We start from the raw sequence: 13,143 nt of genomic DNA on the forward strand, positions 1-13,143 counted from the left end.
CACGATCTTGGTCAGCACACCGGAGGTGGGCGACGGGATCTCGGTGTCGACCTTGTCGGTGGATACTTCGAGCAGCGGCTCGTCGACCTCGACCGTGTCTCCTTCCTGCTTCAGCCACCTGGTCACGGTGCCCTCGGTAACGCTCTCACCAAGCGCTGGCATCTGGACGGAGAAGGCCATGTCCGTTGACTCCTCTAACTGCTCGACGGGTCTACAACAGTTCGTCTCTCGGCCGGCGCCCACCGCGGGTCGCGGCAGATGACCGAACGCCACCGATCATTCTGTGTGGCACCGGAGATCCGTGTGGTTCATGTTCCGAGTCTCCATCCTTGCACTCGCCGTCGCGGCGCGTACCACAGGGCAGGCCGTGTCCGGCGTGCTACCCCGTCGGCGCGGGCCGCGTTCGCCGCGAGCGGACGCGGGTTCCGCCGCGCCGGCCCGCCTGCTGGCAGTATCGAAGGACCGGGTCGGTCGAATGTCCGGTTTTGGAACGAGGAGGTGGGGCGGAGATGGGTTTGCTGGATCGTTTCCGCCGGGGCGGGCCGGGCGGATCCGGCGCCGCGGAATTCCGGTATCTGGACGACTGGGTCCGGACGCACGTCGGGGTCGAAGCCTACGTGGAACCGAAAACCACCGTGACAGATGTCACGGTGGTACTTGTTGCCACGGATGGTGAATGGACCCGCCGGGTAGTGGGGGAACAGGGCGCCCGGCGGCTGTCGAGCCGGCTGGGCATCCCCGTCTACGACGTCCGGCGCACGGGCTACCCGCAGCGCATGCGCGACTACGACGCCCGCCGCCGCATCGAGCGGAAGCGGGCGCTGGAGCGCGAGCTGGGCGGCGACGTCAATCCGTGAGCGCCTTCAGGATGTCGTCGGCCTCCGCGCGGTTGCGGTAGTCGCCGTCGACGTGCGCGTACCGGATGTGCCCGTCCGTGCCGATCAGGTAGGTGGCCGGAATGGGCAGTGTGGCGTCCGTGGCCGCCAGGTCGGCCCCCGCCGTCCGGTAGATGTCGCGGACCTCTTCGGGCACCGTGAAGACCAGGCCGTAGGACCGGGCCACGCGCACGTCCGGATCGGACAGCACGTCGAATTCCAGGCCGTGCCGCTCGGCCGTGGACAGCGAGTCGTCGGGAGCGTCCGGCGAGACCGCCACCAGCCGCGCGCCCTGCGCCCGGAACTCCGGCAGCGCCTGTTGCAGGGTGTGCAGCTGCACGTTGCAGTACGGGCACCAGCCGCCGCGGTAGAACGACAGCACGACCGGTCCCTCGCGCAGGGCGTCGGCGAGTGTGAAGGTTCCGCCCCTGTGGTCCGACAGGGTGAAGCCGGGTGCGGAGGCGTCCACGCCGAGTGCGGCGTCACCCAGCGATCCGAGACTTTCGGCATGAGCCTGCGCTCGCTGGACCACGTCGGCGGGGAGCACATCGGCGAACTGTTCGGTCATGCGAATCAGGTTGTGCGCGTAGCTTTCTCTCATACCTCAGAGCGTATTTCCGCACCGCCGCCGTACCCATGATCGCCAGTCGCGAGCGCATAGCAGAACGTCTCACCCGGTCGCTCCGGGACTCCGTCGCCGGTTTCGGTGTACTAGTGGGTGCATGGATGTGCTGACCGATGTCCTGGCGGCGACGGGCGTCGGTGGCGTGGTGATGGCGCAGCTGACCGCGGCGGGGCGGTGGGGCGTGCGCCTGGATCCCGTGCCGATGGCGGCATTTCACGCCGTCGTGGCGGGCGAGTGCTGGCTGGTGCGGCCCGGCGCCGAGCCGCTGGCCCTGGCCACGGGTGATTTCGTGCTGCTGCCTACCGGCGGCGGCCACGGCCTGGCGAGCGAGCCGGACGCGCCGCTGACGCCCTATGCGAGCATCGCGCCACCGCCGGGTCGCCGGGCGATCACGCTCGACGGTCCGGGGCCGAGTACGCGCACGGTGTGTGGCGCCTACATCTACAGCAACTACGACTCGCACCCGCTGTTCACGCTGCTCCCGCCGGTGGTGCATCTGACCGCGCGGCAGTCCGCGCACCGCCCCGAACTCGCCGCCACGCTCACGCTGCTGGCCGCCGAGGTGGAGGCCGAGCGTCCCGGGACGCAGACGGTGGTGGACCGCCTGGTCGACGTCCTGTTCATCCACGCGCTCCGGGCCTGGACCGAATCACGCACCGAGGCAGCGGCATCCTGGCTGATGGCCTTGCGCGATCCGGAGATCGCCCGCGCCATGGCCCTGCTGCACGAGGACCCGTCGTATCCGTGGACGGTCGCCGAACTGGCCGACCGGGTGCGCGTCTCCCGCGCCACCCTGGCCCGCCGCTTCACCGCCCTGGTCGGCGACCCGCCCCTCACCTACCTGGCCCGCTGGCGCATGGAACTGGCCGCCCGCCGCCTGCGCGACACCGCCGATCCCGTCTCGGCCGTAGGCCACAGCGTCGGCTACGCCTCGGAATTCGCCTTCTCCCGAGCCTTCAAACGCACCCACGGCCAGCCCCCCGCCACCTACCGCACCACCCACCAGCAGGCCCCCGCCTGAGAGCAGGCCGTTCACGCACCCGCTACACACTCGCGCACCCCCTCCAGTGTGTTGGAGAGGGTGCGCGAGTACGGAAGGCGTGCGGGGTTATTCGGCGGCGATGTCGTCCAGGACGGCGAGGAGGGTGCGGACGGGGACGCCGGTGCCGCCCTTGCCGATGTAGCCGAAGGGGCCGCCGGTGTTGTAGGCAGGGCCGGCGACGTCCAGGTGGGCCCACTGCACGCCCTCGGGGACGAACTCCTTCAGGTACAGGCCCGCGGCGAGCATGCCGCCGTTGCGGTGCGGGGTGACGTTGGCGAGGTCGGCGACCTTGGAGTTGAGGTCGGCGCGCAGTTCGGCGGGAAGCGGCATGGCCCAGCCGTTCTCGCCGACCTCCTGCGAGAGCCGGGCGACGCGATCGCGGAACTCCTCGGTGCCCATGATGCCCGGCGTGCGGGTGCCCAGCGCGACGAGTTGCGCACCGGTCAGGGTGGCGACGTCGATGAGGTAGTCGGGCTCGTCCTCGCCGGCCCGCACCATCGCGTCCGCCAGCACGAGCCGGCCCTCGGCGTCGGTGTTGATCACCTCGACGGTGGTGCCGCCGTACTGGGTGAGCACGTCACCGGGCCGCTGCGCGGTATCGGAGGGCATGTTTTCGGCCATCGGGACGGTCGCGGTGACCGACACCGGCAGGCTGAGGCGGGCCGCGAGCAGCACGGTGGCGATGACCGCGGCGGCGCCGGCCATATCCGAGGTCATGTTCTCCATATTGGCGGCGGGCTTGATCGAGATGCCGCCGGTGTCGAAGGTGATGCCCTTGCCGATGAGCGCGACCTTCTTGTCACCGCCGCGATGGCTGATCCGGATCAGCCGCGGGGGCCGCGAGGAGCCCTTGCCGACGCCCAGAATGCCGCCGAACCCCTTGTCCGCCAGCGCCTTCTCGTCCAGCACCTCGACCTCCAGCCCGGCGGCCTCGGCCAGTTGCTGTGCGCGCGAGGCGAATTCGGCGGGATAGAGGTGGCTGGGCGGAGTGTTGACGAAGTCGCGGGCGGTGGCGACGGCCTCGGCGGTCGCCTGCGCGCGGAACAGCGCCTCCTCGCCGAATTCCGGCTCGGGGACCAGGAACTCGACGCGCCGCAGCGGCCCCTCCTCGGGCTTCGGAGCGGACTTGTCGGACTTGAACGGGGTGAAGGTGTAGGCGCCGAGATAGAAGCCCTCGGCCGCCGCGCCGAGATCCAGTCCGGACAGCGTCGTGACGGCGGTGCCGACCCCGGCGAGCGCGCGCCCGGCGGCACCGGCCGACTTGCGGATCTGCTCGGCGTCGACCTTCTCGGCCGCGCCCAGGCCCACCGCCAGCACGCTGGTGACGCCCAGCTCCACCGGCGCCGGGATGCGGGTCAGCTCCTCGGCCTTGCCCTTGGCTCCGACCGCCCGCAACTGCTCGAGCAGCGCCGCGCGCGTGACCGCGCCCAGCACGTCGTCGAACGCGTCGTCCGGGGCGATCACCGGGCCGTCGTCGGATGTCGTGAGTCCGATGACGAGGACATCGGTATCGGACCCGATGGTTGCGGTGCGTGCCAGTTCCGGTCCGAGCGAACGATCTGCAACAGCTGTCATGCCGACCAGGCTACTGTCCGCGGGCGGGCCGGTCTGTCGGCGGGAAGTGCCGGGCGGCGATGCCGTCGAGGAGCAGGCCCAGGGCGTTCTCCAGGAGGTCGTCGAAATCCGGTTCCAGGCCGGTGGTTTCGGGGCCGAAGTAGCGGGCGAGGGTGGGATGGGAGCCGGAGGTGGCCAGGTCCAGCGCGGTCGCCCGGAAGGATTCGATGCCGTCGGGGCCGGCGCCGACGGGGGAGCGCTCCGAACCCGGCAGCAGCGCCAGGCCCTGGACCAGGCCCGACACCGACAGGTAGACCGCCATCAGCTCGTCCCGGGTGGCGCCGGGACGGTCCAGGGCGGCGAAGGAGCGTTCCAGGCTGTCGAGCAGGGCCGGGCCGACCGGCGGACGGGTCTGCGCGAGGACCGGCAGCATCCAGGGATGACGGCGGTAGAGCCGCCACTCCGCCCGCGCCTCGTAGCCGAGCCTGGCCCGCCAGTCGCCGATATCCGAAGGCGGCGAAGGGGTTTCGCCGAGAACGAGTTCGGCCATCTCACCCAGCAGCGCCGCGCGGTCGGGGAAGTACCGGTACAGCGCGGCGGTCGCCACGGACAGCTCGGTCGCGAGCCGCCGCATCGACAGCGCCTGCAACCCCTCGCGGTCGGCCAGTTCCACGGCGGCCCGCACGATCCCCACGGCGGTCAGCCGCGCCGGGCGGGCGTGCCGGGGCGGCAGCCGGGCGGTGTCGCGGCGGGCGCGATGGGCGCGGGCCTGGCACGCGCGCGAGCAGTACCGGCGGCGTCGCCCGCGGCGGGGCTGGGCGATCGGCGCGCCGCACACCACGCACGACGTGCCGGATTTCATCACAACACCCAGTGTGACGAAATACTCGTAAAGCGGCGAGTACGCCCATAGCTTGGCTTGCACACACGGTGTTCACGGAGGAGGTCGCGAATGGGTACGCAGGTGCGGGTGTGGCGCGCGGAGGCGGCGGACGCCGAGGCCGTGGCGCGGGTGTTCGCCGAGGCGAGCGCCGACGAGGCGGTATCGGCGTGGGTCATGGACGGGCATCCCGAGGTCGCCGAGCGGTTCGCCGCCGACTACGCCCCCGAGCTGATCGGCCGGAGCCTGCGCGACGACGAGGTCTGGCTCGCCGGCGCCGGCGACGACATCTGGGCGGTCTCCCTGTGGCAGACCGTGACGAGCCTGGATCGTGTCCGCCGGGAGGCGGCGGAGGCCCGCGACCTGCTCGACGAGTTCCCGATCCCGCCCTTCCGGCGCATGACGGCGGTTACCGCGGCGATCGCCGAGCGCCACCCCGGGGAATTCCCGCACCGCTACCTCCAGGCCATCGTCACCCTCCCGCGCCACCGCGGCGCGGGCGCGGGCGCGGCCCTGGTCACCGAACGCACGAAAGCCGCTGCCGCCGAGGGCTTCCCGGCCTACCTAGAGGCCAGCACCGAACGCTCCTCCCGCCTCTACGCCCGCTGCGGCTTCCACCGCCTCGGCGACCCGATCCCCCTTCCCGACAACGGCCCTACCTTGCTGCCCATGTGGTTCCGTGGGTGACTAGTCCGGGGCGATGGTGCCGTCGTGCTCCAGGGTGGTGGCGCGGCGGGTGATGAGTCCGGGTAACGGTGCCGTCGTGCTCCAGGGTGAGACCCGCGGGCGGCAATCCGGGACGTGCCACAGGTCTCGCGGGTGACCCGTGGCCGGGGTCCTTCCGACCGATAAGCTCCCACGGGTGACCGACTCGAAGCTGCTGCAGGGACCGATCCACGACGTGCATGCCGAGCTGGGTGCGAGCTTCGCGCCGTTCGGCGGGTGGGAGATGCCTGTGTCGTATGCGGGGACGGTGGCCGAGCACACGGCGGTGCGCACGGCCGTCGGCCTGTTCGACGTCAGCCACCTCGGCAAGGCGACGGTGCGCGGGCCGGGCGCGGCGGAGTTCGTGAACTCGGCGCTGACCAACGATCTGGGCCGCATCCGGCCGGGCAAGGCGCAGTACACGCTGTGCTGCACCGAGGACGGCGGCGTGACCGACGACCTGATCGCCTACTACGTGAGCGACGAGGAGCTGTTCCTCGTGCCCAACGCCGCCAACACCGCGGCCGTCGTCGCCGCGCTGCGAGCGTCCGCCCCGGACGGCATCGACGTCACCGACGAGCACCGCGAGTACGCCGTCTTCGCCGTCCAGGGCCCCAAGTCGGCGGAGGTGCTCACGGCGCTGGGCTTGCCGACCGATATGGAGTACATGGCCTACACGGACGCCGACTGGGAGGGCCATCAGGTCCGGGTCTGCCGCACCGGCTACACCGGCGAGCACGGCTACGAACTGCTGCCGCGCTGGGCCGACGCCGCACCGCTGTTCCGCGCGCTGTTGGACCGGGTCCGCGCCAGCGGGGGCGACGTGGCCGGTCTGGGCGCCCGCGACACGCTGCGCACCGAGATGGGCTACCCGCTGCACGGCCACGAGCTGTCCCCGGAGATCTCGCCGGTGCAGGCGCGCTGCGGCTGGGCCGTCGGCTGGAAGAAGCCGGAGTTCTGGGGCAAGGCCGCGCTGGAACAGGAGAAGGCAGCCGGTGCGCGCCGAATCCTGTTGGGTCTCAAGGCACTCGATCGCGGTGTGCTGCGTCAGGGGCAGACCGTCCTGCGCGGTGAGGACACCGTGGGCGAAACCACCTCGGGCACCTTCTCGCCCACCCTCAAGATCGGCATCGCCCTCGCCCTGCTCGACACCGCCGCGGGTCTCGAACCGGGCGACGAGGTCGAGGTCGACGTCCGCGGCCGCCGCCTGCGCGCCGAGGTCGTCCGCCCCCCTTTCGTCACCCCGCACACGTCCTGACGACGCGGGCGACCTGCCCACCATCCACCGCGCTCGTTCCGCCGCGACTGAGCACTCTGCACAGCACACGGAGCCGGTGGTATCCGAGTTGCCGGACCACGCATCGCAAGCGCGGCGGCGAGTTCTAGGATCGGATTCATGACCGTTGCCGCGCAGTTCACCCGTGTTCCACATCCGTCGCCCACGCCGGCGGCGCGGCGGCAGGAGATGCTGGTGGATCCGGGTTTCGGGCGATTCTTCACCGACCATATGGTGTCGATCGACCATATCGACGGCGAGTGGGTCAATCCGCGGGTCGAGCCCTACGGCCCGCTGACGATGGACCCCTCGACCATGGTGTTCCACTACGGTCAGGCCATCTTCGAGGGCCTGAAGGCGTACCGGCACGGCGACGGCAGCATCGCCACCTTCCGCATCGACGCCAACGCCGCGCGGTTCCAGCGCTCGGCGCGCCGGATGGCCATGGCCGAACTGCCGGAGGAGCTGTTCATCGAGTCGATCCGGCAGCTGCTGGAGGTCGACGGCGACTGGGTGCCCGCGGCCGGCGGCGAGGATTCCCTGTACCTGCGCCCGTTCATGTTCGCCACCGAGGCCGGTCTCGGCGTCAAACCGGCGGAGGCCTACAAGTACCTGCTGCTGGGCTCGCCCGCGGGCGCGTACTTCCCGCGCGGCCTGAAGCCGGTGCGGGTCTGGCTGTCCACCGAATTCGTCCGCGCCGCGCCGGGCGGCACCGGCGAGGCGAAGGTCGCCGGCAACTACGCCGCCTCGCTGCTGGCCCAGAAGCAGGCCGCCGACGAGGGCTGCGACCAGGTCGTGTGGCTCGACGCCTGCGAGCACCGCTACGTCGAGGAGATGGGCACCAACAACCTGTTCTTCGTCTACGGCAACGGGTCGCAGGCGCGGCTGGTGACCCCGGAACTGTCCGGTTCGCTACTGCCCGGGATCACCCGCGACTCGCTGCTGACCCTGGCCGCCGACTCCGGATACCAGGTCGAGGAGCGCAAGATCTCGGTCGACGAATGGCGCAAGGGCGTCGAATCCGGCGAGATCACCGAGGTTTTCGGCTGCGGCACGGCGGCGGTCGTCATTCCCGTCGCCTCGGTGCGGTCGGCCGAGGGCGAATTCACCATCGGCGACGGCGAACCCGGTGAGGTCACCATGGCGCTGCGGGACACGCTGACCGGAATTCAGCGCGGCACCTTCGCCGACATTCACGGCTGGATGCGCAAACTCGCGTGACCGCGACTCACCCCGGCATCAGCATGTGCCACTGCTCCAAAGTCTGCGGGCGCATCACATAGTTGGTGTTCCGCACCTCCGACAGCGCGGCGCTGGGGGACTGCGAATACCAGTGCCCCGGATAAACGACCGGATCTCCCGGTAACCCGGCTAGATACCGGAGACTACGGAACATCGAGTCGGAATCGCCCCCCGGAAAATCGGTGCGACCGCAGCCGTCGACGAACAGCGTATCGCCGGCCACCAGCCGGTCCTCGAACAGGAAGCACTGGCTGCCCGGCGTATGTCCGGGAGTGTGCAGCAATTCGATCTCGAGTTCGCCGACCGACAGCTTGTCGCCGTGTTCGTGGCCGGTGAGTTCGCTCTGCGCGATTCCGGTCACATTCGCCAGCCACGGCAGTTCCTCGGCGTTGACGTGCACCGGGACCTGCACCCGCTCCAGCAGTTCGCGCACGCCGCGCAGCGTGAACCCCATCATGGTGCCGCCCACGTGGTCGGGGTGGTGATGGGTGGCGAGGATGCCGGACAGCGTCATCCCGTCGTTCTCGGCGATATCCGCCAGATCGCCGGCCGCGTACGCGGGATCCACGACCACACACTCGCCGCTGTCTCTATCGCCGATCAAATACGCGAAATTACGCATCTGTGTGGCGATCGGATCGCCTACGGCCCAATCCCGGCCGGCCAGCAGCTGACGGAAATACAAACGGTCGGATCCCATACGTCTACCCTATGGCTCGGTGGCGACCGGCGCGCATTCGACCGACTGTGAGTCGTCACCGTACTGCACCGCAGACGGAGCGAAACATACATGGCAAAATCGCCGGTTCGCCTATTGCAGATTGCGAAATGTGCGGCGTATGCGCCGCCGTTGCGGCGCATACGTTTTCGTCCCCGTCAGCGCAGTAGCGGCGCGATTTCGTCGGCCGCCTCCGGGCCGTACGCGCCGCGCAGCCGGTCGAGCGCCTCGTCGCGCTCCAGCGTCCACTCCTGCGGACCGTCGGTCTCCAGCACCAGCACCGCGATCAGCGAACCCAGCTGCGCGGCGCGCTCCAGGCTGAGCCCGGCGGTGTGGCCGGTGAGGAAGCCGGCGCGGAACGCGTCGCCGATACCGGTCGGATCGACCTTCGACCGCTCCGGCACGACCTCGACGGCGACCTCGGTCCCGTCGCGATCCACGATCTGCACGCCCTTCGCGCCGAGCGTGGTAACCCGGATACCGACCTTCTGCCCGATCTCGTCGAGGGTCAGGCCGGTCTTCTGGCGCAGCAGGCCCAGCTCGTACTCGTTGGTGAAAAGGTATGCGGCGCCGTCGATCAGCTCGCGCGCCTGCGCGTCGTTCAGCAGGGCGAGCTGCTGCGACGGATCGGCGGCGAACGGGATGCCCAGCTCCTGGCATTCGCGGGTGTGCCGCAGCATGGCGTCGGGGTCGTTCGCGCCGACCAGCACCAGCTCGATCTCCCGGTCGCGGGCGAGGTCGGCGATCGAGATGTCACGCGCCTCGCTCATCGCACCCGGGTAGAAGGCGGCGATCTGGGCCATATCGTCGTCGGTGGTGCAGACGAAGCGCGCGGTGTGCGCCTTGCTGGACACCAGCACCGCCGAACAGTCGACGCCGTGGCGCTCCAGCCAGTCGCGGTACTCGTCGAAGTCGGGGCCGACCGCACCCAGCAGCAGCGGGTTGCGATTCAGCAGCCCCATGGCATAGGTGATGTTGGCAGCGACACCGCCCCGGCGGATGGCGAGATCGTCGACGAGAAAGCTCACGGAGATGTGCTCGAGCTGATCCGCCAGCAATGCCTCGGAGAATCGTCCGGGGAAGTGCATGAGGTTGTCCGTCGCGATGGATGCGGACACGGCGATGGTCACGGGGGAATCCTTCGGTGTCGTGCGCTGCGCACGCCTCGTCGCTGCTCGACAGACGCGTAGCGGGCCGGCGGGGAGCGACCGGGTCCCGGGCGCACGGATGAATTACCCGTGAACGCGCGAAACCAGTCGTCCGTAACGTACACCGTCGAACGGCGAACCCACCACCCCAGCGCGCCGAAGTGTCTCAGTCGGTGTACTCACGTGCGCCGCAACCGTTCTCGCCGGACCCGGGCAGCAGTCAGCGCGGGATCCCGGTCCCGGGATCCCGCGCTGATCGCGGGGTCAGTTGAAGCTGTCGCCGCAGGCGCAGGAGCCCGTGGCGTTCGGGTTGTCGATGGTGAAACCCTGCTTCTCGATGGTGTCGACGAAGTCGATGGCGGCACCCTGCACGTACGGGGCGCTCATCCGGTCGACGGTCAGCTTGACGCCGCCGAACTCGACGACCAGATCGCCGTCGAGGCTGCGATCGTCGAAGAACAGCTGGTAGCGCAGTCCCGCGCAACCACCGGGCTGGACGGCGATCCGCAAAGCCAGATCGTCGCGGCCCTCCTGATCGAGCAGCGCCTTGGCCTTACCGGCGGCCGCGTCGGTCAGTGTCACACCGTGGGTGGTGGTCTCGTTCTGCACAGTCATGAAGTCTCCTCGGGGACCCGTGTTCAACCCGTGAACAGCGCACGGCTCGGAAGCTGTCAACGCCACTTCGCGCGTGGCTATTCCAATCTTGCCACTTGCGCGCGGTCGCGCCCCACTCCGTATACCCACTCGCACCCGAGAGGTATGCACGCTGTGCTTGTCTGTTCTCTTACGACCGTACTCTCGCGCGCCGCGGAAACGGCCGGTTAGCGGCGGGTGAACGCCGCACTATGGCGCACGACACAACAACTCGGTGAACCGGATTTCCAGGGCGGTGTGCCATCGAATAGCCTGGTCGGCGTGAAGTTCCTCCGCCGCGGCGATGCAAGCAAGACAGACGACCTCGCCGATGACACCTCGGCCGCCCAGGCGGGCGAGTCCGGCGGCGCGTCCGACACCTCGGAGCGGTCGGTCACGGCCACCGCCGGCAAGGGCCGGCCCACTCCCAAGCGACGCGATGCCGAGGGCAGGCGCCGCGGCCCGGTCGCGCCCGCGCCGATGACCTCCAAGGAGGCCCGCGCCCGTCGCAAGGCCACCCGGGGAACGCGCGAGGAACGCAAGGTCGCCTCGTCCGAGCGGCGCGCGGCCGCCGCCGACCGCCGCGCCCGCATGCTGGCCGGCGAGGACAAGTACCTGCTGCCCCGCGATCGCGGTCCGGTGCGCGCCTACGTCCGCGATCTGGTCGACGCGCGCCGCAACCTGGTCGGGCTGTTCATGCCCCTGGCGCTGGTGCTGATCCTGACCATGTTCCTGACGCCCGCCATCCAGGCCTATGTGACGCTGGCCATGCTGGTGATGATGGTGTTCATGGTCGGCGAGGGCTTCCTCATCGGCCGCACCATCAACAAGCGCGTGAGCGAGCGCTACCCCGACGACACCACCTCCTCGTGGTCGCTCGGCTGGTACGCCTTCGTCCGCGCCTCCCAGATCCGCCGCATGCGCGCCCCGAAACCGCGTGTCAACCCCGGCGAGTCGGTCTAGCCGCACCCCTCGCACGTTCTCGCACCCCGTACATCGTCATGTACGGGGTGCGGGCGTATGGAAGGGGTGCGAGAGGGCTCGTGCGCGGTTCAGTGTCCGGTCCGGCGGGCGTGCGGGCGGTGGGGGACCGGGGGCGGCGCGCCCGACTGGTCGAGCGGGCGAGCCGCGCAGAGGTAGGCCAGGCGGCACAGGTCGCCGAGTGTGCGGCGGCGCGGGCGGTCGGGTGCGGTCATCTCGTCCCCCGGTCTCGGGTGGGTCAGCCGTGTTCGCGCATGCCCGTGATCGCACGCAGTTCGAGGTCGATGCGCTGGGCGTCACGGTCGTCGATCGCGGTGGAACCGGTGGGCGGCAGCGTAATTCCGTGATGCAGGAAGACCCGGGCGGCCAGCACGATCAGGAGGGCGAACAGAGCGGTGAGCAGGATGGTGAGCATGGCAGTAATTTTTCTACCATGTACTTACTGCCACCAGTGGCAGTTTGGACATTGTTCGTAAAAATTCTGCCACGTAGACTGTCCGCATGCTGTCCAAGGTCGCCGCGGTCCTGAGCGAGAACGTCGCGATGTTCGAATTCGGCGTCGTCTGCGAGGTTTTCGGGCTGGATCGCCGCGACGACGGGCTGCCCGCCTTCGACTTCCGGGTTTGTGGCGCGGAACCCGGTAAACCGCTCGCGTCCAGTACGCCGGGCATCACCCTCACCCCGCAGTACGGTCTGGACGATCTGCTCGATGCCGATCTGGTGGCCGTCCCGGCATTCCCGGTGGCCGCGGACTACGTCTACGACGCGCGGGTGGTGCGGGCCGTGCGCGCGGCCGTCGAGGCCGGGGCCACGGTGCTCACGGTCTGCTCGGGCGCGTTCCTGGCCGGTGCGGCCGGGCTGCTCGACGGCCGCAAGTGCACAACGCACTGGCGGTATGTGGGGCGGCTCGCCGAGCAGTATCCGTCGGCGACCGTCGACCCGGACGTGCTGTTCGTCGACGAGGGCAATCTGATCACCAGTGCGGGCACCGCCGCCGGAATCGACGCCTGCCTGCATCTGGTGCGGCGCGAGATGGGCAGCGCCGTCGCCAACAAGATCGCCCGGCGGATGGTGGTGCCGCCGCAGCGCGACGGCGGCCAGCGCCAGTTCATCGAGCGGCCCGTTCCGGAGTACACCTCCGACAGCCTCAGCGACACACTGGCGTGGATGAGCGAGCACCTCGACGCCGCCCACACCGTCGAGGACCTGGCGGCGCGCTCGGCCATGTCGACGCGCACCTTCGCCCGCCGCTTCGTCGCCGAGACCGGCACCACCCCGGTGAAATGGCTCACCAACCAGCGCGTCCTGCTCGCGAAACAGCTGCTCGAGGACACCACCCTGGACCTGGAAACCATCGCGGGCCGTTCCGGTTTCGGTTCCGGCGCCCTCCTGCGCCACCACTTCCAGCGACTGGTCGGCATCGCGCCGACGGAGTACCGCCGCCGCTTCGGGACCTGACCGGCG

General features: G+C 69.9%; 16 protein-coding genes. 7 read left to right on the forward strand and 9 right to left on the reverse strand.

Annotated elements, in window-relative coordinates; translation table 11 throughout:
- A partial coding sequence (locus ON41_RS11375; protein ID WP_040747612.1) for a biotin/lipoyl-containing protein occupies positions 1 to 180 on the reverse strand: 180 nt, incomplete at its 3' end.
- A gap of 329 nt (positions 181 to 509) precedes the next feature.
- Between ON41_RS11375 and ON41_RS11380 the strand changes: the two genes are divergently transcribed.
- The gene (locus ON41_RS11380) at positions 510 to 857 is read left to right on the forward strand and encodes a hypothetical protein (protein WP_040747538.1); all 348 of its coding nucleotides are present in this window, start codon (positions 510 to 512) and stop codon (positions 855 to 857) included.
- Here the strand turns inward: ON41_RS11380 and ON41_RS11385 are convergent.
- Positions 847 to 1,476 carry a peroxiredoxin-like family protein gene (locus ON41_RS11385; protein ID WP_083905278.1) on the reverse strand — a complete coding sequence of 210 codons (630 nt, stop codon included), beginning with the start codon at positions 1,474 to 1,476 and terminating at the stop codon, positions 847 to 849. The two genes, ON41_RS11380 and ON41_RS11385, sit on opposite strands and share 11 nt — an antisense overlap.
- Before the next feature lie 121 nt (positions 1,477 to 1,597).
- On the opposite strand from ON41_RS11385, the gene ON41_RS11390 reads away from it, so the two are divergent.
- Positions 1,598 to 2,521, forward strand: coding sequence for an AraC family transcriptional regulator (locus ON41_RS11390; protein WP_040747539.1), 924 nt, complete (start codon positions 1,598 to 1,600; stop codon positions 2,519 to 2,521).
- An 87-nt stretch (positions 2,522 to 2,608) separates the two neighbouring features.
- On the opposite strand, the gene ON41_RS11395 is transcribed toward ON41_RS11390, so the two are convergent.
- Positions 2,609 to 4,117, reverse strand: coding sequence for a leucyl aminopeptidase (locus ON41_RS11395; protein WP_040747540.1), 1,509 nt, complete (start codon positions 4,115 to 4,117; stop codon positions 2,609 to 2,611).
- A gap of 10 nt (positions 4,118 to 4,127) precedes the next feature.
- Complete coding sequence (locus ON41_RS11400) at positions 4,128 to 4,958, reverse strand: TetR/AcrR family transcriptional regulator (RefSeq protein ID WP_040747541.1); 831 nt, start codon at positions 4,956 to 4,958, stop codon at positions 4,128 to 4,130.
- 90 nt (positions 4,959 to 5,048) lie between these two features.
- On the opposite strand from ON41_RS11400, the gene ON41_RS11405 reads away from it, so the two are divergent.
- From ON41_RS11405 to ON41_RS11415, 3 genes are all read left to right on the forward strand, one after another.
- Complete coding sequence (locus ON41_RS11405; RefSeq protein WP_040747542.1) at positions 5,049 to 5,663, forward strand: GNAT family N-acetyltransferase; 615 nt, start codon at positions 5,049 to 5,051, stop codon at positions 5,661 to 5,663.
- A 175-nt stretch (positions 5,664 to 5,838) separates the two neighbouring features.
- On the forward strand, positions 5,839 to 6,939 hold the full coding sequence (gene gcvT / locus ON41_RS11410) for a glycine cleavage system aminomethyltransferase GcvT (protein ID WP_040747543.1): 1,101 nt from the start codon (positions 5,839 to 5,841) through the stop codon (positions 6,937 to 6,939).
- 138 nt (positions 6,940 to 7,077) lie between these two features.
- Positions 7,078 to 8,178 carry a branched-chain amino acid aminotransferase gene (locus tag ON41_RS11415; RefSeq protein WP_040747544.1) on the forward strand — a complete coding sequence of 367 codons (1,101 nt, stop codon included), beginning with the start codon at positions 7,078 to 7,080 and terminating at the stop codon, positions 8,176 to 8,178.
- A 7-nt stretch (positions 8,179 to 8,185) separates the two neighbouring features.
- Here the strand turns inward: ON41_RS11415 and ON41_RS11420 are convergent, their stop codons facing one another.
- From ON41_RS11420 to ON41_RS11430, 3 genes are all read right to left on the reverse strand, one after another.
- Positions 8,186 to 8,899 carry an MBL fold metallo-hydrolase gene (locus ON41_RS11420; RefSeq protein ID WP_040747545.1) on the reverse strand — a complete coding sequence of 238 codons (714 nt, stop codon included), beginning with the start codon at positions 8,897 to 8,899 and terminating at the stop codon, positions 8,186 to 8,188.
- Between the two features lie 176 nt (positions 8,900 to 9,075).
- Positions 9,076 to 10,047, reverse strand: a complete 972-nt coding sequence (locus ON41_RS11425; RefSeq protein WP_040747546.1) for a carbohydrate kinase family protein — start codon at positions 10,045 to 10,047, stop codon at positions 9,076 to 9,078.
- Positions 10,048 to 10,329: 282 nt separating this feature from the next.
- Positions 10,330 to 10,680, reverse strand: a complete 351-nt coding sequence (locus ON41_RS11430) for an iron-sulfur cluster assembly accessory protein (protein WP_040747547.1) — start codon at positions 10,678 to 10,680, stop codon at positions 10,330 to 10,332.
- Positions 10,681 to 10,980: 300 nt separating this feature from the next.
- On the opposite strand from ON41_RS11430, the gene ON41_RS11435 reads away from it, so the two are divergent.
- The gene (locus ON41_RS11435) at positions 10,981 to 11,661 is read left to right on the forward strand and encodes a DUF3043 domain-containing protein (RefSeq protein WP_040747548.1); all 681 of its coding nucleotides are present in this window, start codon (positions 10,981 to 10,983) and stop codon (positions 11,659 to 11,661) included.
- An 89-nt stretch (positions 11,662 to 11,750) separates the two neighbouring features.
- Here the strand turns inward: ON41_RS11435 and ON41_RS41480 are convergent, their stop codons facing one another.
- A complete protein-coding gene (locus tag ON41_RS41480; protein ID WP_157185430.1) occupies positions 11,751 to 11,894 on the reverse strand; it encodes a hypothetical protein in 144 nt (47 codons plus the stop codon).
- A gap of 23 nt (positions 11,895 to 11,917) precedes the next feature.
- Positions 11,918 to 12,094, reverse strand: a complete 177-nt coding sequence (locus ON41_RS41485; protein WP_157185431.1) for a hypothetical protein — start codon at positions 12,092 to 12,094, stop codon at positions 11,918 to 11,920.
- Positions 12,095 to 12,180: 86 nt separating this feature from the next.
- Between ON41_RS41485 and ON41_RS11440 the strand changes: the two genes are divergently transcribed.
- Positions 12,181 to 13,137 (forward strand): helix-turn-helix domain-containing protein, encoded by a 957-nt coding sequence (locus ON41_RS11440; RefSeq protein ID WP_040747549.1) that lies wholly within the window; start codon positions 12,181 to 12,183, stop codon positions 13,135 to 13,137.
- Positions 13,138 to 13,143 lie beyond the last annotated feature (6 nt).

The organism is Nocardia transvalensis NBRC 15921 (assembly GCF_000308875.1).
Lineage (GTDB): Bacteria > Actinomycetota > Actinomycetes > Mycobacteriales > Mycobacteriaceae > Nocardia > Nocardia transvalensis.